The organism is Parasutterella secunda, from assembly GCF_024733725.1.
GTDB lineage: Bacteria > Pseudomonadota > Gammaproteobacteria > Burkholderiales > Burkholderiaceae_F > Aphodousia > Aphodousia faecalis.
The window spans coordinates 90579-112927 of sequence record NZ_JANRHP010000006.1; the positions used below are offsets into that span (position 1 = coordinate 90579).

Consider the following 22349-nt stretch of genomic DNA (forward strand, 5'->3'; position numbering starts at 1 on the left):
ACCATGCTTCCTGTGATTGCTTTGGTCGGACGTCCCAATGTCGGAAAGTCCACGCTTTTCAATCGACTGACTCGTTCCCGGGATGCTCTTGTGGCGGACTTTCCCGGACTGACACGCGACCGTCAATACGGTGAAGGTCGTGTGGGTCCTCGCCCTTATATTGTGGTGGATACGGGTGGTTTTGAACCGGTTAAAAGCCAAGGGATTGTCAAGGCTATGGCAAGCCAGGCTGAATTGGCCATCGAAGAAGCCGATGTGGTGATTTTTGTGGTCGATGCTCGAACGGGTTTGACTCCGCATGACGAGCGCATTGCCAATCACTTAAGACGTACTCATCGACCGGTTGTGTTGGCGGTCAATAAAGCCGAAGGTTTGGATTCTGTTCATGCTGCAGAATTCTATGAATTAGCCATGGGCGAACCCAACATGATTTCAGCGGCTCACGGCCACGGGGTGCACAACATGATTGAGTTGGCCCTGTCGCTTTGTCCCGAAGAAGAAATCGATATTGTTGATGATGAAGAAGCCGCCGAAGAGGGGAAGGCTCCTCGCATTAAGGTGGCCGTGGCCGGTCGGCCCAACGCCGGTAAAAGTACGTTAATCAATGCTCTTTTAGGTGAAGAACGGCTGATTGCATACGATATGCCGGGTACGACACGCGATTCAATTCGAGTGGATTTCGAGTATGACGGTAGAGACTATGCGTTAATTGATACGGCCGGTTTACGCCGCAAAGGTAAAGTTTTTGAAGCCATTGAAAAATTCTCGGTGGTTAAAACTTTGCAGGCGATTGCGGACTCCAATGTTGTTATTTTGGTGCTTGATGCCAAGGAAGGGATCGCCGAGCACGATGCGCATATCGCCGGTTATGTGTTGGAAAGCGGTCGTGCTTTAGTGGTTGCTATTAACAAGTGGGATGCTCTCGATAGCTACGAGCGTAGCCGAATTGATGAAGAAATGGATCACAAGCTTCATTTCCTGAATTGGGCACGCCAGATTCACATTTCTGCGTTAAAGCGAAACGGTTTGAACCATTTGATGAAGGCTGTCTCTGATGCACACGCGGCCGCTTTCGCAAAATTGTCGACGCCCAAGTTGACCCGTGCGCTTATTGAAGCCGTTCAGCGTCAATCACCCCCTCGAGTCAAGGGTGTTCGACCGAAATTACGCTATGCTCACCAAGGCGGGCAAAATCCTCCCGTTGTGGTGATTCATGGCAACAGCCTGCAGGCTGTGCCGGATAGCTATAAACGCTATCTGGAAGGTTGGTTCAGAGATCAATTTAATTTGGCGGGAACTCCGCTTCGGATTGAATTTAAGCTGAACCGCAATCCCTATGTGGAGAAAAAGGATTAAACTAACAGGGCAGGTGTTCGATAGTCGGGCTACCTAAACAAGAAGGCGTGCTATTTCAAACGCCCGGAGAATAAAAATGACAAATAAAGGCCAACTTTTACAAGATCCGTTCCTCAACATTTTGCGCAAGGAACATATTCCGGTCTCCATCTACTTGGTTAACGGCATTAAGTTACAAGGTCAGGTGGAATCGTTCGACCAATACGTTGTGCTGCTTCGCAATACTGTGACACAAATGGTCTACAAACATGCGATCAGTACCGTGGTGCCGACTAAGCCCGTGAACATGCCTCAAGTCGAAGACGCTGAGTAATCGAACCTGATTGATGATCAATAAAGGAGTGTGCCGGGGTGGATTCGCTTGGCACGCTCTTTTTGTCCCTACCGTATGACTGTATTTCAAATCGATAGCGCTGAAGAAAAGTCGCCCAGAGCATACCTCGTTTGTATTTCCACTTCGCGAATCACCATTGCTGATGCAGCTGAAGAGCTCACTGAGCTTGTTCGAAGCGATGCACTTGAGCCCGTTGGGCTTATGATGGCTAAGCGTGATAAACCTGATCCGGCGACGTATTTGGGCAGCGGAAAAATCGGTGAATTGGCCGATGAGGTGAAACGACTCGATATCGGTGTGGTCGTTTTTGATGTGGCCTTGTCAGCCGCACAGCAGCGCAACATTGAGCGAATCGTGGGCGTTGCAGTGCTTGATCGAACTCAGCTTATTTTGGAAATCTTTCAGCGACGAGCCAAAAGTCGGGAAGGTCGTCTGCAAGTGGAGTTGGCAAGACTGGAACATCTGTCAACACGATTGGTTCGAGGCTGGACTCACTTGGAGCGTCAACGTGGGGGGCTAGGTAAGACGGGTGGTCCCGGTGAAAAGCAAATTGAATTGGACCGCCGCATGATTGGAGTCCGAGTCAAGCAGTTAAAGGAACAGCTGAAAAAATTAGCCAAGCAGCGCAACACGCAACGTAAAGGCCGCTCACGAAGTGACATTGTCTCCTTGTCGATTGTAGGCTACACCAATGCGGGTAAATCCACATTATTTAATGCGCTCACAAAGTCTGATATATATGCCGCCGATCAGCTTTTTGCAACATTGGATACAACAGCCCGACGCTGTTATGTCGGAGAGGGGGAAAGTGTAGTCTTAAGTGATACGGTCGGTTTTATTCGAGGACTACCTCACCAGCTGGTGGAGGCCTTCAAGTCGACTTTGGATGAGACAGTGCATGCTGATATTTTGTTGCATGTCGTTGATGCTTCAAGCGCAGCCAAGGACGATCAGATTGTTGAAGTAAACAAAGTTTTGGAAGAAATCGACGCCCATGAAATTCCGACAATTCTGGTACTCAACAAAATTGATCGAACAGATCTGGAACCGGAAATTTTAAGGAACGCTTCCGGCGAGATAGAGGCTGTCAGAATATCTGCATTAACAGGTGTTGGCCTAGATTTATTGCGGGAAGCGATATTAGAGAAATCCCGAGAGGTCAAAGAAGCAAACAAAAGTTTGCCTCGAGAGCTTGAAGATTGGGAAAAAGAGGAAATGGAGTAGTTTGCAATTTTCGCTATGGCGTGGCAGAATTCAAAACCTCTTGTGGGGATGTAGCTCAGTTGGCAGAGCGCTGCGTTCGCAATGCAGAGGTCGGGAGTTCGACCCTCCTCATCTCCACCACACAATTTTGATTTTAAAGAGAAATTTCCATCTGGTTTGTTTTAAATCAGGTGGATTTTTTATTGTTGCGTATGGAAACGCACGAGGGCTAAGCCATTTCGAACTTAGCCCCAACCCATTAAGGTTTCGTGCGGACTATCCACAACATAAACGCAAGCGTCACAACTAAGAATTGAATTCTTAAGTCAATGACCACAATCGCATTTAATTGTGTTATAGTCACCCACGAGGATGAAAGATAAGTCATTCTGTCACCTCGTTTAAATTGACTTTGGCTCGGGTGCAACCGGGCCATTGTCGTTTCTAAACCCTGTTTCACAGGGGCCCTTTCGGCTTTCGCCGAAATTCTTTTCGCGCGAAAAATCTTGAAGAATTCGGCGCAAAGTTTTCAGAGCCAAGGCATGGAAAGAAATTCCCTTTTCTCGTTGGGCTTCGAGAGTTTATTAAAAATTAACGAACGATATTGGAAATTTTCGATTGAAGTTTCACTCCTGATCTTTTGGGTGACTAAGAAAAAAATCGAATGTAAAAGGTCTGAAAACATTGGAGAGTTCGCCCCTCCTCATCCCACTTAAGTTATCGACTTTTAGAGAAATCTCTATCTGGTTTATTTTGAGTCAGGCGGATTTTTATTACTGTACTGAAAAATACACAATGATTACTTAGCCGAATTAGTCCGAAGCGTCCATCAATTTTTGAACTGGACACTTCGGAAATTTTCTACAAAATCAAAATATTTACCCAAAAAACTATCGATCGTCACTAATGGATTTTTTCAGAGAGCTCGTCTCGACCTCTTTCTAAATTTGAATAACTAGGCGAGATGGCCTATCTCAAAAGGGACATTTCGCTTCAGATGAATTAGACTGAATGTTCACTTTTTTGAAATATGATGAACGATGTCTTTTAATCCCATTGCCATTACGTTTTGCGGGTATCTGTTACTGATGGTTGCCATCGGTTTTATCGCTTGGCATTACACACGTGACTTCAACGACTATGTCTTAGGCGGCAGACGCCTGGGCGGCTTGGTAACCGCCTTGTCAGTTGGCGCAAGTGACATGAGCGGTTGGCTTTTAATGGGATTGCCGGGGGCTGTCTTTCTTTCAGGTATTTCTGAAAGTTGGTTGGCGATCGGTCTTTGCATCGGCTCATTGACTAATTGGCAAATTGTTGCGGCTCGATTGCGTGTCTACACAGAAAGATGCAAAAACGCGCTCACGCTTCCTGATTATCTCAGCCACCGTTTCGACGACGATAAACGGGTGTTAAGCATCATTTGTGCCATTGTTATTTTGATCTTCTTCACAATTTATTCCGCGAGCGGCATGGTGGCGGGCGCAAGGCTTTTTGAATCTACCTTTAACATGGACTATTCGACAGCCCTGTGGATCGGTGCGGCGGCGACCATACTGTATGTGTTTATCGGTGGCTTTTTGGCCGTCAGTTGGACCGATACCGTTCAGGCGGCGATGATGTGTGTGGCACTGGTGGTTACACCCATCGTGGTCATGAACGAATTAGGGGGATTTTCCGAAACCATCGGTAAGGTGAGCGCCATCGATGTGTCCATGCTTGATATGTTTAAGGGGCAGACAGCGGTTGGCATCGCATCGCTTTTGGCTTGGGGGTTGGGCTACTTTGGTCAGCCTCATCTTCTGGTTCGCTTCATGGCGACAAAATCGATCAAAGTCATTCCGACCGCCTGCCGTACCTCGATTATTTGGATGGTTTTTTGCTTGGCCGGTGCCGTCAGTGTTGGCTTTTTCGGCTGTGCCTATTTTGCCGAGCACATCACACAAGGGACATCCGTTATTGCCAACCCGGAATTGGTTTTCATTGTTCTCACGCAGGTGCTTTTCAATCCTTGGATTGCCGGTATTCTGATGTCGGCTATTTTGGCCGCTGTGATGAGTACGCTCTCATGTCAGTTGTTGGTCTGCTCTTCAACGCTCACCGAAGACTTCTATCGGGCCTTTATTCGACCGCAGGCATCGACGCGTGAGTTGATTTGGTTCGGACGCTTAATGGTGTTGATGGTTTCGCTTGTGGCCATTTTTATCGCCATGGATCCTCAAAGTAAGGTATTGGGTTTGGTGAGCTATGCCTGGGCCGGTTTTGGCGCCTCGTTTGGCCCCGTGATTATCATGAGCCTGTGGTGGAAGAAAATGACGAAAAACGGAGCCTTGGCTGGAATGGTCACAGGTGCTGTGACTGTTATTGTTTGGAATACCTTCGGCTGGTTCGGCCTTTATGAAATTATTCCCGGATTCATTTTTGCATTAGCGGCAATTGTCATCTTCTCGCTAATAGGTCAGAAACCCTCGCAGGCGATGAAGGACATATTTGATGAAGTGCAGGAATCCGTCCGCAGGGGCAGAGATCTGACGATTTGATTTGAAGTTAGACTCTTTCCAACTCCAAATTGACGCTGGCACAAATGAGGCCGGCCACGCGGTTAAAAAGTGACTGAATTTCCAGATGCAATGCATCGGTTTCGATGGCGTTGACGTCATCATTGGCAATTCGCAGTAGGTGCAGGTGGGTTTGCTCTCTGGCCGCGGTCAATAACCGTTTTTGATGGGCCAATAACTTTTCGGTCAATTCTTTTTTCTCTTTGGCATCGGTAGAACTCAAATAAGCGTGAAGCGTCTCGATGCTGGAGAGCACAATCTGGTGAGACTCTCTCAGTTCCCTTAAGCCTTCAGGGCTGAAATCCAAGTGCTTGAGACACTTACCTTCATTAATTACTTCAATGGTGTGGTCAATTAAATTCACCGCTGACTTTAATGAGCCGTTAACACTTTTCATGTTTTGCCACTGAATCGCCTCATATGAGCTAAGACTCGGCGTGACAGCACGGTTTAAAAATAATGACAAGCTTCTGTTTAGCCTCACCAATTCAGCCGCTTTATTTCGCATGAGCATAACATCACCCGGATTGGGATTGAGTCTCAAAAGCGTGTCAACATCACCCCAGAGCAGACGAATGCCTTCAATTTCTTTAATCAAATTTTTCTTAGCCACTGATAAAGAAATTCCGACAGACAAGAAATTTTCCTGAACGAAAAGCTTTTTATTATCCGAGTAGATCGTAGGATCGTTCTGAATGTTTGGCAGACAGTGCTCAATTAACGCGCTCAAAGGTTTAATAAAAAGTAACCCTAAAAGCCCCACGAGAGCGTTAAACGATAAATGAAAGAGCACCACATTGTCGGGCAGTTTTATTGAGTTTGGTAAACCAACAGACAATACGAAGAGGGCTAGGGCAATGATAAGTGCTCTGAAAAAAGAGGTGGCATAGGGGCCCCGCCGTCCGACTGAACTCGCAAACATGGTTGTCGAAAGGGCTAAAACGGTACTGCCTGCATTGGCTCCCAAAACCATCCAGATAGCGGTTTCATAGTCAAGCACTTGCGCGGCGTACAAAGAAGAGGAGACGATCACCGCCGCGAGGCTTGAGACACAGCCTATGGCTAAGAGCATCCCTGCGATGAAAGACAGAATTAAATAGTCATGCAGAAGGAGGAAAAACGGAGCTAAATCGGCGCTTGATCGCAAAGGTTCGGTGGATACAACAATCTGATTGATGGCCACCATGATAAAGGCCAAGCCCATCACAATACGGCCGAACTGTCCTTGGCGTTTGGAAGGCGTGTAGTGAAAGAACATGACCACGCCGATCAGAATCAGAATGGGGGCGATGACGGCAAGATTCAGACTTAAAACCGTGGCGACAAAGGCGCTGCCGAGTTCGGCGCCGAAAATGCAGCTAATGGCAATGAGTGTGTTGACCAAACCTTCGGATTGAAGCCCGGCCACCAAAAGTGTCGCAGCCGTTGAGCTTTGTAAGAGGCTCGATAAGCAAAAGCCCGCCGCGAATCCCTTAAATCGATTGTCCAAACCATGTGAGAGCGCGGTGCGAAGAGACATGCCGAAAGTTCTCAGCATGCCGCTTTTCACCATGTAGGTCCCCCAGAAAATCAGGGCTACGGCTCCCAGCAGGTTGGCAATATGGTTCATTAATTCGTCCAAAAATTGAATTCCTCAGGCCATTGTAGGCTTTTTGCTCTTTTGCTGAAAGACAAAAAAAGAGCGGAGGTTTTTCAATCTCCGCTCATGGGTCTAATTCCCTTTTGAATTAGTATTCAAAAGTGCCTTTTTGAACGATTTCGCCGTTACGCATCATAACGTGATTGCGAGAGACCACCGTTGTCAATTCCATGGCATCGTTAAAGAGACAGGCATTGGCGCAACCGCCCACTTCGATGACGCCTTGACCGGGCAGACCCAAAGCTGAACCGACGTTTGAAGAAATAAAGGTAATGGCTTTTTCAATCGGCATCTTGAATTCGGCGATCAAGCGTTTGACTTCGGTGAGGTTGCCGGCAACACCGCCAACGCCCAGACCAACCATTTCGCCTTTATCGTTAAAGCGCGGAACTGAGCCGTGACCGTCCGTGGAAAGCGTAATGTGCGTCGGATCAACTCCGGCATCCAGTGCTGTCATCACAGCGATGGCAGGATTGTCAAAGGCACAGCTTGCGCCCGTCGTGATATCCATGTAGCCGCCAGCTTTGGCAAACTCAACCGCTGCATCAAATACGTGGCGGATGCGGCCGCAGTGCGTCGGACGAATATGCTTAATGGGGAAACCGCGAGAAACAATTTCCTTATACATATCAAAACTGCCGGGGATGTTGCCCGTATGGATATGAAGAAAGCCTGTCTTACCGGCGATCATGCCGCCCACACGAATTTCAGCTAAAAGAGCTAAAACTTCCTGAACGGTCGGGAAAGAGGAGCGGTGGTCGCCCAAGGCAATTTTCACCCCCAAGCACTCCGGCACAAGGAACATGTCTTGAGAAACAGAACCGGACATTGTTGTGGGCGGATACTTGTAGTTGGACGTATACATCCAGGCTGAAACGCCTTCGGATTTGAGTGCTCGCACCTTCGCTAAAAGATTTTCGATGGAGCGGGTCACAAAGTCCGTTCCTGAGACACCGACAACGCTGGTTGTGCCGCAGGCGACAAGTTCAGAGAGCATGATTTCCGGCGTACGCGTAACCGGGCCACCTTCTCCGCCGCCACCAGTGACGTGAATGTGTTGATCAAAAAAGCCTGGGGTCATGATTTGACCCTTGGCGTCAATGACTTCTGTATCGGGTAGGGTGGAGGGCAAGTCCTTGCCGATGGCAATCACTTTTTCAGCGGCCATCAAGACATCTTGTACACCCAAATCCTTCGGGGCAAATACATGGGCATTTTTAATTAAAAGAGCCATGGTAACTTCCTCTTTAATGTCTTATCGAAAAAGAAACAATCCGCTAGGAATGATAGCGCCTAAATGACGAATCAAGGACGTTAATTGAGACAGGAAGTTTGAGAGAAAACAGAAAAAACAAAGGGGATGGTTTTCAGACCATCCCCCAGGACTTATTGAAAGTCAAACACAGATTACTTGCGTTCGGCGATCAACGTCAAGAAGCGTTCAGCAACCTTGATGTGCTTTTCAATCGAGTTGATTTCCAAGTATTCACGGTCGCAGTGCATTTCACCGCCGACAGGTCCCAAACCGTCCAAGGTGGGGACACCCATGGAAGCGGTGGTGTTGCCGTCAGAGGCGCCACCGGCCTTCACCCAAGCGATATCGAAACCTTCGAGCTTGGCGGCTTCTTCAATCAAGCCGGCCATCGCCTTGGTGGCTTCGCTCAAGGGCATGGCACCATGGTGGTTCTTTTCAACGATTTCTTGCGTAACACCGGCGACCCATTCTTGTTGGGCCAATTGCATGATCTTGGCGTTAACTTCGTTGTAGTCGTCATCGTTCCAGACGCGAAGGTCAAGTTCCGTTTCAGCAAAATCAGCCACAACGTTGGCAACCGTGCCGCCACGAACCATACCGAAGTTGAGCGTGATGCCACGATCCCAGTCGGCCAATTCCTTAACGGCAGCGATGAACTTCACCATGGCGTAGATGGCGTCACGGCCGCGTTCAGGGTTGTTGCCGGCGTGAGCGGACACACCGTGGAACGTGATCTTGTAGGTGCTCGAACCCTTACGGGCGCAAACCAATTCACCGCCTTCACGAGCCGGTTCAAAGATCAAAGCGCGGTCAGATTTAGAGGCGCATTCCTTCAACCAATCGTGAGAGGAGACAGAACCCGTTTCTTCGTCGGGGTTGCAGGCTACCAAAATGGAGAGCTTGTCCAACGTTTCTTTGGGCAGATTCTTCAAAGCGTAGAAAATGGTCATGCAGCCGGCTTTGCAGTCCAAGACACCAGGACCATAGGCACGATCACCCTTGATAGACATCGGGCGGACAGCCACGGTGCCGGCCGGGAAAACCGTATCCAAGTGGGCGTTGAGCATCACGTCATAGTGTGTGGCTTCGGGCTTGTTGGTAGCGAAAAGAGCGGGACCGACCTTGTCGCCCAAGTCAACGAGACGGGCAGTAAAGCCAATGCCTTCGTAGTGTTGCTTGAACGTTTCAGCAACTTGCTTCACACCTTCGGTGCAAGCCGTGCCGGCGTCTACGTTAACGACCTTTTCCAAGTCCTTGAGAAATTCTTGAACCATCGGAATTATCCTTTCTAAATGTGTTGCAAACCGATTGAATAAGATCAATCGACCTGATGAAATTGTACTGTTTAGTGTATGAAAAAGGGGGATTAATTAGCGTTAATCCCCCTTGAGTCTATGTCATACGAAATCCGGTCATTAGACGAGGATGTTCATGATGATCATAGAGATGAAAGCGTTAATGATGGAAACCAACATCAACAACGGGATCATCTTGCCGCGCGTACCGATAACGCCCAAGCAGCGACCCATGTATTGCAATTGGGAACCCATCAAATAAATGGCCGGAGCCAAGATGGCGCAGTCACCAACGGAGATGGCGCCTTGATCGAACAAAGCGGCAGCCACACCGACACCACCGCCCATGGACATCCAACCGGCGATCAAAACGGCAGCGGCTTCACCGGGCAGACCGAACAAACCCATCAACGGGCGGAAAATGTCGCCCAAGATCGGCAAAAGGCCGGCCACGTTCAAAGCGGCAATAATCACGAAAGCCATCAAAACGTTCGGGATCGTGGAGTGGGTTGCAATATTCCAACCTTGAATGGCACCCTTGACGAAAACGTCAGTTACCATCGGCTTGCTGTTTTCACTAGACATATTCAATATCCTCCAATCCTGAATTAAGCGGCTTTCTTCTTCTTAGCGGAGAAGATCTTCAAGAAACGAATAACGTTAGCGCCGAAAACCTTCATGACGAGCATGATGCCCAAGCACAAAGCGATGGAAGCAGGAACCGTGTTGCCTGCAGAGTCCGTCAAGCTCAAAAGCACAACACCGGCACCAAGGAAGTTGGTGATGGTGGCGTCAGCGGACAATTGGAACATAGCGAACACGTCAGCTTCGTCTTCGGTGATTTCGCCCTTATCCAACAATTGGCGCGTCAAAGCAGCACCGCCGTCGGTGGATTGCAAGGAAGCGATCAAAGCCAAAGAGCAGGAACCCGGGATACCCATCAAAGGACGGAGAATCGGGGTCAAGAGTTGACGAGCGGCAGCCAAAGCACCGTAGTGGTCGCAGACCGTGATCATGGCCAAGGCGAACATAACGGTCGGAACCAACGTCAAGGCGAAGCAGAAGCCGTCGATAGCACCGGAACCGCCAACACCGCGGAACATACCGGTGGAGGTCTTCAACACGTCGCCGTTGAGGGTGACGTTCGTGATGACCTTACCGAAAGCGCCATTTAACGTGGAGAAGTCGAAAATACCCCACCAGTGGTTACCGGCGCACACACCGGAGAAAAACACGATGGCGAAAACCAAGGCGATGTAACCGCCAATACCAACTTTTTCTTCCGTAGTCTTTTTTTCTTGTTCAGACATAGGATGATCCTTTTGTTAGTCAATAATTAAAAGAAATGGATGTCTGAAACATCCATGTAACGGATAGTAAAGTATTTAACATTTTTCCGTCTAGGTGAAATTACTTATTTTGAGTGTCTAAAGCTGTGTTCTAAGGGAAATACCTGATAAGGAATTAAGAAAAAGGGATTCAAATAGCTCCTTTTTCTTAATATCTAAGATTGATTTAAGGGTTGTCGGAACAAATTCCTTTAAAATAAACCGTTCACATTGATGTAAGTAAAAGGACCGACAGTCACTATTTGGATGGTTGTGCGGTCAGGGAGTTGACGCATGTCTTTGAATGACCCGCATTGGGGCCGGGGCGGCTCGGACGATAACGAGGAAAAAAAGAGCGCGCCTGAAAAGGAAAACCGCTCGGATACTGATCGTAAAGATGAACGCGGTCAGAATGGTTTTGAGAATAAAGAGGCCGGTAAGCGAAAAAATGAAGGGGATGATTTAGATCGTCTCTGGGATGAATTTAACCGTGCTCTGGGCGGAATGTTAGGTCAAGGGCGCAGAGAGGACGGATCTCGTCGTGAAGACGCTTTTGAACAAAAGCGTGACGAAGACAACAACACTCGTTCCTTTGGCGGACAAAATCCTCAAGAGCAATTAAAAAAGCAATTTGAATCTTTTAAGAATATGCAGCCGCCTAAATTTATTAAGAAGCAACCCGGCGGTCGCGGTTTAGCGTTTGCGGCAGTGGTTGTAGTGGGTTTGTGGGCTGCCACCGGTTTTTACATTGTTCCGGAAGGCCAGTCAGGTATCGTGACCACGTTTGGCAAATACACGCAAACAACCATGCCGGGTTTTCGCTGGCATTTGCCCTGGCCGATTGAAGAGGTCAATATTGTTGATGTCAGCAGCGTGAGAACGGTGGCAATCGGCGCCATGGGTCGAGCCAACCGCGAGGCCGAAGCCTTGATGCTTACCGATGATGAAAACATTGTCGATTTACGCTTCAATGTTCAATATCGTATTAAGTCGGGTGACGGGGCGATGAATTACATTTTCCGCTCGCGTGATCCTGATGAGTCCGTGCGTCAATCCGCAGAAAGCGCCATGCGTGAGGTCGTTGGTCGTAAGAAGATGGACAGCGTGCTTTTTGAAAGCAAGCAGGAGATCGCCGAAGACGTGAAAAAGATCATGCAGGAAATGCTCGATCGCTATCGCACGGGCATTGAAGTGATGAGCGTGGCTATTCAAAACGCACAGCCCCCTCAACCGGTTCAGGCCGCCTTTGACGATGCCGTGAAGGCCGGTCAAGACCGTGAACGTCAAATCAACGAAGGTCAAGCCTACGCCAACGATGTTATTCCGAAGGCTCGCGGTATGGCCGCGCGTTTGGCTCAGGAAGCCGAAGGCTATAAGGCGCGTGTGGTCGAAACGGCCAAGGGTGACGCAGATCGCTTCGCACAAATTTTGACTCAGTATGAAAAGGCTCCGCGTGTCACTCGAGACCGTATGTATGTGGATATGATGCAACAGGTCATGCAATCCACAACGAAGGTTTATGTGGATACCAAAGACGGCAACAACTTGCTTTATCTGCCGTTTGATAAGTTAATGGAGCAAAACGCGGCTTCTGCCAAGGCCGTGGCGCCTGCCACTGCTTCTCAGTCTGCAGTTCAGACACAGACTCAGCAGCCAGCTACGCAGCCTGCCGCTTCAACGTCACGCACGTACAGCAGAGACTTCAATGCGCGTGATGCAATCCGTGATCGTGTGCGTTAACCAAGGGGATAGGAGAAAAACATGAAAAAATTATCAACTGCAGCCTTGGTTGTTTTGGTCGCGTTAGCCGCTGCCAAACTGTGCCTGTACACGGTCAATGAACGTGAGCACGCTTTGGTGTTCGCTTTGGGTGAATTAAAAGAAGTGGTTTCTGAGCCCGGACTTCATGCGAAGCTTCCGCCGCCATTTCAAAATGTCGTTTATTTGGATAAGCGCATTTTGACGTTGGATGCTCCGACGGCCGATCTTGTGCAAACGAGTGAAAAGAAAAACTTGATGATTGACTCGTTTGTGAAGTGGCGTATTGCCAATCCGCGTTTATATTGGGTTTCTTTCCAAGGCAATGAACGCGCGGCAGAAGATCGAATCTCAGCGCTGCTTCGTGACGCCTTGAACCAAACGGTTAATAAACGTACGGTCAATGGCATCACCAGTCGCGAACGTGATGTAGCCATGCTTGAAATTCGCACGGGTCTGCAGGAACGCGTAAAGGATGTCGGTGTGGAAGTGGTCGATGTCCGCTTAAAGAGAGTGGATTTCACCCCGGAAATTTCCGAATCTGTTTATCGCCGCATGGAAGCTGAACGTAAGCGCGTTGCTGCTGAAGAACGTTCAACCGGTGCGGCTGAGGCAGAAAAAATTCGTGCCGATGCTGATCGTCAGCGCGCGGTGATTTTGGCTCAGGCCTATAACCAAGCCCAACAAATCAAGGGTGAAGGGGATGCCATCGCCAATGCCACCTATGCTCAGGCTTTCTCTAAAAATGCCGAGTTTGCACGTTTTTATCGTAATTTGGAAGCCTACCGTGCGAGCTTTGCGAATAAGAAAGATGTCATGGTGGTTGATCCCTCGGCTGATTTCTTCAAGTACATGAAAGAACCTGAGGCTAAATAACGATGTCGTGGGAAACTTGGGTACTGGCTTTCGCACTGGTTTGCATTATTGAAGGATTGATTCCTTTTACGGCACCGGAAAAATGGCTTGATGCTGTCAGAGAGATTGGTCAAGTCGCTTCCCCCGATGTTATCCGAAAAATCGGATTGGGATTGCTTCTGGTTGGCGTCGGTGTGATCTGGCTTATTACCGCCTAGTTTTCTGACGAACTCTACGGCCCGCTTCGGCGGGCTTTTTTCATGGCATTTTTTGTCGAATTGGCTCAGGAAAATGCTTTTGAGACTACAAAAAAAAGAAAAACTAAGCCATAATACAAGGGTTGTGGATTGGCTTTATAAAATGCCGTCCGGTTACAGTTTTTATTGCTTTTTTCGGGGATAAAACAATGGCTAAGAATGTTGTCGTGGTCGGCGCCCAGTGGGGTGATGAAGGCAAGGGCAAGATTGTCGACTGGTTGACTGAACAGGTCGATGGGGTGGTGCGCTTTAATGGCGGTCACAACGCCGGTCATACGCTGGTGATCAATGGTCATAAGACGGTGTTGCGTTTGATTCCGTCTGGCATCATGCACCCGACGATGACTTGCTATCTCGGCAATGGCATCGTATTTTGCCCGGAAGCTTTCTTCGGTGAAATTGAACAATTAAGAGAACACGGTTGCGAGGCTGAACACCGCATTCGTGTTTCCGGCAATGCGCCGTTGGTGATGCCCTATCACATTGCCTTGGACCACGCTCGTGAGGCGGCCGCCGGTGCTAAGAAGATCGGCACGACCGGTCGCGGTATCGGCCCGACCTACGAAGATAAAGTTGCCCGCCGCGGTGTGCGCGTGGCAGACCTCTTTAACGAAAAGTTCTTTATCGAGCGCGTTCGTGATGTGATGGAATACCACAACTTTGAGTTGACGAAGTTGCTGGGTTCCGAAGCGCTCGACATTAACAAGGTTATCGATGAAACGTTGGCCTATGCTCCCCGTATTAAGCCCATGCTCACCGATGTTTCCTACACCATCAACAAATTGATGGACGAAGGAAAGTCCTTCCTCTTTGAAGGCGCTCAAGGCTCCATGCTTGACATCGACCACGGTACCTATCCGTATGTGACGAGTTCCAACACGGTGGCCGGTGCGGTTTGCTCAGGTGCCGGTGTCGGCGCTCACCGCATTGACTATGTTTTGGGCATCACCAAAGCGTATTGCACACGTGTTGGCGAAGGTCCGTTCCCGACCGAACTGCACAATGAAATTGGTCAGCATTTGCGCGACAAAGGCTATGAATACGGTGCTGTCACGGGTCGTCCGCGTCGTTGCGGCTGGTTTGACGGAGCGGCTATGCGCCGTGCCGTACAAATTAACGGCTTGCGTGGTTTGGCTGTGATGAAGCTTGATGTGCTGGATGGTTTGGATACGGTTCGCTTGGGTGTGGGTTACAAGTATCAGGGCGAAGAAATTGATGTTATGCCCTATGGTGCTGAAGCCTGCGCACAATGTGAAGTGATCTATGAAGACTTCCCGGGTTGGAAGGAAAGCACGTTCGGCGTGACGCGTTGGGAAGACTTGCCTGAAACGGCTAAACGCTATCTGCAACGCTTGTCTGAAGTGGCCGGCTGCCCGATCGCGGTTGTCTCAACCGGTCCCGATCGTTCGCAGACGATCATGCTCGATAATCCGTTTAACAAATAACTCACTAAAAAAGGGCGGCTTGCGGCCGCCCTTCAATGTCTATGACTGACCTGTTTGTTACCCAAGAAGAGTACGACGATCTCGTTGAGCAGTTGGTTCTCAAAGTGGCCGATGACGGCTACAAGTTTGACACAATTTTGTGTTTGGCTCGTGGTGGCATGCGTGTGGGCGATATTTTCTCACGCGTTCACGATATGCCTTTGGCGATTTTAGCGACGAGTTCTTATCGTCAGGCCGCCGGCAAACAACAAGGTGACTTGGATATCGCGCAATTTATCACGAAGACGGGTGGAGAAATCGCCGGGCGCATGCTTTTGGTTGATGACATGGTGGATTCCGGCAAGACGCTTGAACAAGTGGTCCATCATTTAAAACAACAGTATCCGGCCATTACTGAAATCCGTGTGGCGGTGCTCTGGTGGAAATCCCACTCGGTTTATACGCCTGACTATTGGTGCGAATTCTTAGATAACAATCCTTGGATTCATCAACCGTTTGAGCGATACGACGCCATGGGTATTGAGCGGTTAAGGGAACACCGCTTCGGTACGGATGAATTGGTAGTTGATTAGCTTTTTAGTGATTCCAGCTCAGCAATGAGCTGGAATCGTTCTATTGAGATCAAGCATGCAGTTGCTTGAGTAATGATAGATTAGCCTCCACGCATTGATGCGCAAAATTTCCTTGCGTTAAAAACGCTTCTGAGTTCGGATGCGCAATCACGCATCCCTCTTTACAAATGACTTTCCCATTGAGCATAACGGGCGTGCCGCCGACAAATGTCGCGACTGCTTTTTGAGTGACAGGATCGTAAACGGTAATGTCAGCATCGGCCCCGGTGCTTAGATGGCCCTTATTGACAAGAGACAACATCTGAGCGGGAATCTGTGAAGTCTTGGCGGCAAATTCCGATGCACTCAGAGCCCCTAATTTAATGAGACTGATGCCAGATTCCAAAATAACATTGCGCGGAATGCAGCCGCCATCGGAGGAAATGGCATCCACAACAAATTGGCCGTTGTCTCGTTTGGCGCTGGCAATCCACGCCCGGGGTAAGAAGGGGTTCACTCTGTCAAATGAAGCGCTTACATCGCCATGGCTTTGACGGAATAGTTCCAACGAGTCTTTTCGATCGGCAAGGGTCGATAAACCGTTTTCTTCCAAGATGACGCTTAAATAACCTTGTTTAATTGCTTCTTCAATGCCTTTTGTGTCAACGGAAAAGCCGAAACGTTTCAAGCAATTTCGGGTAACACCGGATAAGGGAATGCCGTTTTGATCAACGTTTAATTTGGTTCCATTTCGAGCAGACAGATAGCTTTCAGAGACAATATTGGGGTGATTCTTTAAAAGATTAATCGCTTCGAGCGTTTCTTCTTCGACAGGCTTAATGGCACCGCGACAGTAGGCGTTGATGTGAGCCAAATGAAGGAAATTATCGGCGGCTAATTCAACGGCTTGACGCATGCCATTGATATTGGAGCCATCGGTTGTTGTGCCGGCATGCCAAGCAACGTAAACATTGCGTTGGTTGCAGATCTCAACGACTCTGGCGCTAGCTTCAGGTGTAAGCGGAAAATGTCCGCCTAAAATTTTCACACCATAGGCGCCGCTTGCGAGTACTTTATCGATAAAGGCATTGATTTCATCGGCACTGGGATCGTTGGAGGCGATATTTTTCCCCGGTAACAGAGCCTGCAGAATGGCAAAGTTAATTCCACAGCCGTCCTTGCGGCTGTTTTCGAGAATAAAGTCGGTTTCACCTGCCATGTCCAGACAAGTGGTTACGCCCGCTAGGGCTTCCATCTTAAAGCCATAAGGATTGATTCCCAGATGCAGGTGTGAGTCAATGATGCCGGGCTGAGCAATCATCGCGTTGAATTCACTCGTCTGTCGGGCATTGCCTACCGGAAGGTCAGGGGCGACTTCAGCGACTTTCCCATTTTCAATGGCAATATCCCAATCATCGTCAATATGATTTTTTGGATCAATGGTGCGCACGCCTTTAATTAAATAATCCCACATTGTTTTTCTCCAAAATTTCTTTTATTGATAGGGGATGATTATCGGTTGGTTTTTGATTGAAGAAAAGGCAAAAAAGTAAAGACGATCTTGATAATTTATCAATATCAAGTACTTTGAAATATTTATATCATCGCTTCAATTCAATAGATACGGTTGGTTCATAATCAACTAATGCAATAGCATGCTGAAAATTTGACAAGTTATTAGTGAAAATACGGAGATAAAAAATGGGACGCGAAATGGACCTAAATGCTTGGCGTTTAATGGTTGAGACGGTTAAGGCGGGGAGTGTGAACGCGGCTTGTGATCATTTAAATATCGAACCCAGTACAGCAAGTCGTGTGATTAAAGCGTTGGAAAGAGATTTGGGGTTTGAGCTTTTTTACCGAAATACCCGACCGGTTACGTTGACCACCATGGGGCAGGTGGCTTTTGAACAGGCCCAGCATCTCATTGAAGAGCATACCCGGATGATGAGTAAGCTTCGCACTGATATTGATGAAATGAGCGGCATGATTCGAGTGGCCACCTATGGGGGGATCGGCGCTTTGGAAGTGGCGCCGTTGATGGTGAAATTTCAGCAGATTTATCCGGATATTGAATTTGATTTGGTGGAATTGATGGCTCCGCCTCCGAAGGGATTCATCGATAGCGAGGGTAAAAGCGTTGATGTGATCTTAAGTTATCAGGAAAATGAAGTGCCCGGTGTGCGCGGTTGGTACGTCGGTGACATGCCTTTTATTCCCTGTGCGTCGCCGAACTATTTAAGGCGTCACGGAATGCCTCGCTATCCGGATGACTGTGAAAGGCATATTGGTCTAACGTACAGTTCGGCACTAAGGTCTCCGGCTAATTTCCTCGTCAAGGACGGTCAAAGACTGCCGCTTAAATGGAAAAATACCATTGCGTTTCATTCGGTGTTGGCTCTGAAAAATGCACTATTTTTAGGAGCCGGCGTCGCGGTGGACATGAGTTTGTACCACACCTACAAGGAAATCATTGAAGGGACGCTGGAGCCCGTTTTAAGCGGTTGGCACGTTCCAACAAAAGAGTGTTTCACCTATGCACAGGAAGACTCTTTACAGTGCCGCCGTATTATCACTTTTGTTGAGTGGTTGGTTGAAAGGCAAAGAGAGACTTTTACCAAATTAAGAAAAGAAATTACGTCAGCAGGACTTCTCTAAAAGCGATCATGACTTTAAGTAAATACAGAGCATTTTTGACTGCGGTTGAAACAGGAAGCTTTACGGCGGCCGCAAAAAAGCTTTTTTGTACACAGTCGGCTGTCAGTCGAATGGTCAATGACTTGGAAGAACAATGGGGCGTGACGCTTCTAAACCGTAGAAAATCAGGTGTGACCCTGACTTCATCGGGATGGGCCCTTGTGCCCTATATCCGTTCAGTATGCGCAGAAGAGGTGCGGCTAGAAGGTGTGCTCGATGAGATGACAGGTTTAAAAATAGGGACTATTCGGATCGGTCTTATTCACGCGAGTGCCCAAGTCTGGATGCCGAAGGTTTTGCCAGCTTTTCACAAGCTTTTTCCCGCCATTCGTTTTGAGTTATCCATTGGCAACACAGAGGCAATCGAAAATTGGCTCAATGAAGACAGAGTGGATGTTGGTGTGATGGTGGCCCCTTTTGATCCATCGTTCAATGCACAGCTTTTGCTCATGGATGAAATTAAAGTGGTTTTTCCCAAAGGCCATGAACTTTCTCACTATGACAAAGTACCGGTGGAAATGCTAGGTCATTATCCTTTGGTTTTAAATGAGCAAGGCTGGTGCCGCGAAGTGAAAGACTTTTTTTCTGACTCGAGAAATAACGTCGTTGTGAAGTTTAAAACGGTGAGCAGTTATGCTATTGAATCCCTGATAGCATCAGGTTTGGGGATTAGTCTTTTGCCCCAATTGAGCCGAACAATCAATCCGTTTGGCTTGGAAAACCGATCACTGGAGCCTGCAGCCTGGCGAAGAATTTATTTAGTGACGAAAGATATTCCGACATCGCCGGCCATTAAAGCGTTCATCACCTATATGCCGAAGATTTTATTTTCTAATCCGCCGGTCTAAAAAAAGACCGCTATTCGGGCAACGAAAGCGGTCGAAAAAATAAAGGAAACTGGGCGAAATTTTTCACCCATCTGAATGTTAATAAATTGCAATCCATCTGAAAAGCGAATATTTTGAATAGATAATATGCGATTTTGGCAGAGATGTTAAAAAAGAGGCCGAACCCGATGATAAGGTTCGGCCAAGTTAGAAGCAAAAGACTTTTAGCGAATTAAACCAGTGCTTTTAAATCATCTGAAAGTTTTTGAAGACCTTCGGCGATTTGAGCGCGAATTTTTTCCGTTTGATTTTCGTGTTCTTGAATCCAGGTTTCCAAGTTTGCCTTTTGGCGTTGCATGTCACTTTCTTGGGGACCGCCGAAACTTACTCGAGCTTCAACAATTCCGGCCGGATCCATGGCAGCCCTCAGTTCAACTTCTGGAAGCGGGAAATTGCCTTCAACGCCTTCACCTTTGGTTTTGAAAATTTCCCATTGCTTACAAATTTCAGCATAGGTAACGTTTGAGGGTGTCTTATTGTTTGCACGAGCCCAAGTAACCAAGTGGCTCGCGAAATGATGGCCTAAGCGGAAGGGGACTCCAGCTTTGAGCATCATCATATCGGCAATGTTTTGTGTGCAAGTCCAGTCTTGATCAAGTTCTTCCAATGCACGTTCACGGCTTACCTGCATACCGTCCACAATACCTTTAAAGGTTTCGATCACGTTAAGTGCATCGCAGAGCCATTCAAGATTGATTTCGTTGTCTCTGGCATCAGGCATCCCTTCATTGAGGTTATGGATGCGAAGTAAGACGTTCTGCGATTCGGAAATAACAACAGCCGCGTTGCGTCTGCAGTTATTAATCAGACCCGGATTGCGTTTCTGCGGCATAGCACTTGAAATATAAGTGCTTCCGGCTTTCACCAATTGAATCCAAGGACGCGGTTGAGCGTATTGAACCATGAAGTCCTGAAGGAAGTTGGTGATCTTGATCATCATCGCTTGGATAACCTGACTGGCTTCAAGCGGAAAGTCGTTACTGGCTAATTGATTGGCTTCGAAAGCGTTTTCAGCAACGCAGTTAAAGCCCAGAACTTTAGCCGTATAGTCTTGATCGAGTGACCAGGGGGATCCGTTTAATACGCCGCTACCCATGGGAGAGCGGTTATAGCGGTTGAGGCACTCAAAGAGGCGATCTAATTCTCTGCCCCAGGAGATGGCTTGTGCAAAAAGGTAATGACTGTAGCGCCCTGGCTGCGCTTGCACGCCGTTTGTGTAGAAAGGAACAATTGTGTCCCAATACTGATCAGCTTTATTGCAGAAGGTCTTGACCAAATCAACTGTGGAATCAGCAATGGCTAAAAGCGCTTCGCGCATTTGGGCGAAATTTGTTGTGGCCAAAATATCCTGGCTGGAGCGGCCGACATGAAGAACACTAGCCTGAACGCCGCAACGTTTGAGCAGTTCGGGTTCAAAAGTGATATAGAGCTCAGGACGAATCCAACGACCGTTGTCAGCATCGTATTCCATCGCACATAACGTGTCGCGGATCGTTATTCCCAACTTTTTGTCCAAAAGTCCCTTACCGATATTGCCAATGATGCTGGCTTCATTGATTCGAAAGAGCCAATAAGTCGTATCGTGCTTTTTTAAATTTTCCAAAGCCTGCAAGGATTGCGTATTTTCTGCAGCCGTTAAAGTGACACCCAACATTTTTTCTTTTACCTTAACAATAAAATTGGGGGCGGGCTCAACCGCCCCCGGCTTTCTACTACCTTACTAAATATTAGAAGCGGTGCATCAAACCAACGATGACTTCGCTTGCGTAGATCTTATCTTCGTTATAGTCAGCATCTTCCCAGAAGTAGCCGCCGATACCGTAGATGGATGTACGTTTGGAAAGCGGATAGATGTAACCAACACCAACGTTCATACGAACTAAGTCTTTGTTGTCATCCAAGTTTTGGTTTTCAGCTTGAGCGTAACCCACGGAGAACTTGGCCGTGCCGCCCCAAACCTTGGTGTCAGCACCGAGAGACACAGCCCAGGCGTCAAAGCCTTTGGTATTGCCTTGATCTTTAATTCTCGGAGCATATTCCTTCGTTGAGTAACCACCGATGTATTCGATATTGTCCATGTATTGAACAGTGGCATAACCCTTGAACGAACCGAAATCGTAGTGACCGCCAATGATGGCCTTGATGGTGTCATCAGTGACTGCGCCTTGAACGCTACCCATCTTCAAGTAGTCAACGCCGGCAGCCAAGAAGTACTTATCGCCTTGGACTGTGACGCCTAATGCACTGTAGTGATTGACTTTGGAGCTGCCTTCTTCGCCGGTTTCGCCGGTTGTTTTATGGGTGTAGTCATCGCCGAAAGAAGTTTGAGCGTGGAAGGTCACACCGTTGAAGGTCGGTGATTTGTAGTTGATCATGTTGTTATGACGAGCCGTTGCCAAGGTACCGACGAACTTCCAACCACCCGTCATGTTGCCCCAGCCGGCACCGAACGGATTGACACGGCTATTGAAGATACCAGTGGTACCGGAACCCGTGAGCATAGCGGGCATACGGCCGAATTTGATTTGACCGTAGGTCTTGGAATTAATGGCGATCGAGGATTCACGTTCAAAGAGGACATTGTCCATATAGAATTCGCCACTGTCGGGCAAGTAGCCGTTTTCCAAGTGGATGCCAACGGATACATCATCGTTTAACTGTTCCGTCAACTTGATACCCCAGGTGCTCACGTTGCCAGTACCCAAGGACACTTGGTTTTTGCGGCCTTGCATCGCAACTTTTTCGTTAGCGTTGGCAAGTTCAACAGTATTTTTACCACCAACCGGACCGCCCATAGTGCTAGCTAAATTTTCGCTTAAGAACGCAACACCTTGGTCAAAGAAGCCGAACAATTGAACGTCAGCGGCAAATGCAGGGGAGCAAGCCAAAGCGACGGCGGCGCAAAGTAAACTTTTTTTCATGATCGTTACCTTT

The 22349-nt window shown here is 48.1% G+C and carries 19 protein-coding genes and 1 tRNA gene; 12 read left to right on the top strand and 8 right to left on the bottom strand.

Features of this window, described 5'->3' with window-relative positions:
- The first annotated feature begins 3 nt into the window (after nt 1-3).
- The 5 genes from der (at nt 4) to putP (ending at nt 5430) form a co-directional block, all read left to right on the top strand.
- Nucleotides 4-1356: a ribosome biogenesis GTPase Der gene (gene der, locus NW199_RS07090; protein ID WP_258334098.1), complete on the top strand. Its 1353-nt coding sequence runs from the start codon at nt 4-6 to the stop codon at nt 1354-1356.
- Between the two features lie 76 nt (nt 1357-1432).
- Complete coding sequence (hfq, locus tag NW199_RS07095; protein WP_022473295.1) at nt 1433-1669, top strand: RNA chaperone Hfq; 237 nt, start codon at nt 1433-1435, stop codon at nt 1667-1669.
- A 75-nt stretch (nt 1670-1744) separates the two neighbouring features.
- Nucleotides 1745-2914: a GTPase HflX gene (gene hflX, locus NW199_RS07100; RefSeq protein ID WP_283162552.1), complete on the top strand. Its 1170-nt coding sequence runs from the start codon at nt 1745-1747 to the stop codon at nt 2912-2914.
- Nucleotides 2915-2958: 44 nt separating this feature from the next.
- Nucleotides 2959-3034: transfer RNA gene (locus tag NW199_RS07105), tRNA-Ala, on the top strand.
- Nucleotides 3035-3933: 899 nt separating this feature from the next.
- Nucleotides 3934-5430 (top strand): sodium/proline symporter PutP, encoded by a 1497-nt coding sequence (gene putP, locus NW199_RS07110; RefSeq protein WP_258334099.1) that lies wholly within the window; start codon nt 3934-3936, stop codon nt 5428-5430.
- 7 nt (nt 5431-5437) lie between these two features.
- Here putP and NW199_RS07115 read toward each other — a convergent pair whose 3' ends face one another.
- The 5 genes from NW199_RS07115 to NW199_RS07135 form a co-directional block, all read right to left on the bottom strand.
- Nucleotides 5438-7069 (bottom strand): Na/Pi cotransporter family protein, encoded by a 1632-nt coding sequence (locus NW199_RS07115; protein WP_258334100.1) that lies wholly within the window; start codon nt 7067-7069, stop codon nt 5438-5440.
- Nucleotides 7070-7175: 106 nt separating this feature from the next.
- Entirely contained in the window at nt 7176-8321 is a 1146-nt protein-coding gene (gene iadA, locus NW199_RS07120) for a beta-aspartyl-peptidase (protein WP_022472563.1), read from the bottom strand.
- A gap of 173 nt (nt 8322-8494) precedes the next feature.
- Nucleotides 8495-9616, bottom strand: a complete 1122-nt coding sequence (locus tag NW199_RS07125; protein WP_022472564.1) for a M20 family metallopeptidase — start codon at nt 9614-9616, stop codon at nt 8495-8497.
- A gap of 141 nt (nt 9617-9757) precedes the next feature.
- A complete protein-coding gene (locus NW199_RS07130) occupies nt 9758-10222 on the bottom strand; it encodes a YjiG family protein (protein WP_249092753.1) in 465 nt (154 codons plus the stop codon).
- 23 nt (nt 10223-10245) lie between these two features.
- Nucleotides 10246-10947 (bottom strand): nucleoside recognition domain-containing protein, encoded by a 702-nt coding sequence (locus NW199_RS07135; protein WP_258334101.1) that lies wholly within the window; start codon nt 10945-10947, stop codon nt 10246-10248.
- Between the two features lie 312 nt (nt 10948-11259).
- Here NW199_RS07135 and hflK point away from each other — a divergent pair, with 312 nt between their 5' ends.
- The 5 genes from hflK to NW199_RS07160 all read left to right on the top strand — a co-directional run bounded on the left by hflK (nt 11260) and on the right by NW199_RS07160 (nt 15852).
- Nucleotides 11260-12705 carry an FtsH protease activity modulator HflK gene (hflK, locus tag NW199_RS07140; RefSeq protein WP_258334102.1) on the top strand — a complete coding sequence of 482 codons (1446 nt, stop codon included), beginning with the start codon at nt 11260-11262 and terminating at the stop codon, nt 12703-12705.
- Nucleotides 12706-12726: 21 nt separating this feature from the next.
- A complete protein-coding gene (gene hflC, locus NW199_RS07145; protein ID WP_022472473.1) occupies nt 12727-13599 on the top strand; it encodes a protease modulator HflC in 873 nt (290 codons plus the stop codon).
- A 2-nt stretch (nt 13600-13601) separates the two neighbouring features.
- Nucleotides 13602-13796: a DUF2065 domain-containing protein gene (locus NW199_RS07150; RefSeq protein WP_249092755.1), complete on the top strand. Its 195-nt coding sequence runs from the start codon at nt 13602-13604 to the stop codon at nt 13794-13796.
- 188 nt (nt 13797-13984) lie between these two features.
- The gene (locus NW199_RS07155; protein WP_022472475.1) at nt 13985-15280 is read left to right on the top strand and encodes an adenylosuccinate synthase; all 1296 of its coding nucleotides are present in this window, start codon (nt 13985-13987) and stop codon (nt 15278-15280) included.
- 41 nt (nt 15281-15321) lie between these two features.
- Entirely contained in the window at nt 15322-15852 is a 531-nt protein-coding gene (locus tag NW199_RS07160; protein ID WP_249092760.1) for a phosphoribosyltransferase, read from the top strand.
- Nucleotides 15853-15901: 49 nt separating this feature from the next.
- Here NW199_RS07160 and NW199_RS07165 read toward each other — a convergent pair whose 3' ends face one another.
- Entirely contained in the window at nt 15902-17305 is a 1404-nt protein-coding gene (locus NW199_RS07165) for an amidohydrolase family protein (RefSeq protein WP_258334103.1), read from the bottom strand.
- 227 nt (nt 17306-17532) lie between these two features.
- Between NW199_RS07165 and NW199_RS07170 the strand changes: the two genes are divergently transcribed.
- The gene (locus NW199_RS07170) at nt 17533-18489 is read left to right on the top strand and encodes a LysR family transcriptional regulator (protein ID WP_022472478.1); all 957 of its coding nucleotides are present in this window, start codon (nt 17533-17535) and stop codon (nt 18487-18489) included.
- 8 nt (nt 18490-18497) lie between these two features.
- Nucleotides 18498-19376, top strand: coding sequence for a LysR family transcriptional regulator (locus NW199_RS07175; protein ID WP_022472479.1), 879 nt, complete (start codon nt 18498-18500; stop codon nt 19374-19376).
- A 211-nt stretch (nt 19377-19587) separates the two neighbouring features.
- Here the strand turns inward: NW199_RS07175 and NW199_RS07180 are convergent, their stop codons facing one another.
- Nucleotides 19588-21069 (bottom strand): lyase family protein, encoded by a 1482-nt coding sequence (locus NW199_RS07180; protein WP_258334104.1) that lies wholly within the window; start codon nt 21067-21069, stop codon nt 19588-19590.
- A gap of 73 nt (nt 21070-21142) precedes the next feature.
- On the bottom strand, nt 21143-22336 hold the full coding sequence (locus tag NW199_RS07185) for a porin (RefSeq protein WP_258334105.1): 1194 nt from the start codon (nt 22334-22336) through the stop codon (nt 21143-21145).
- Nucleotides 22337-22349: the final 13 nt, after the last annotated feature.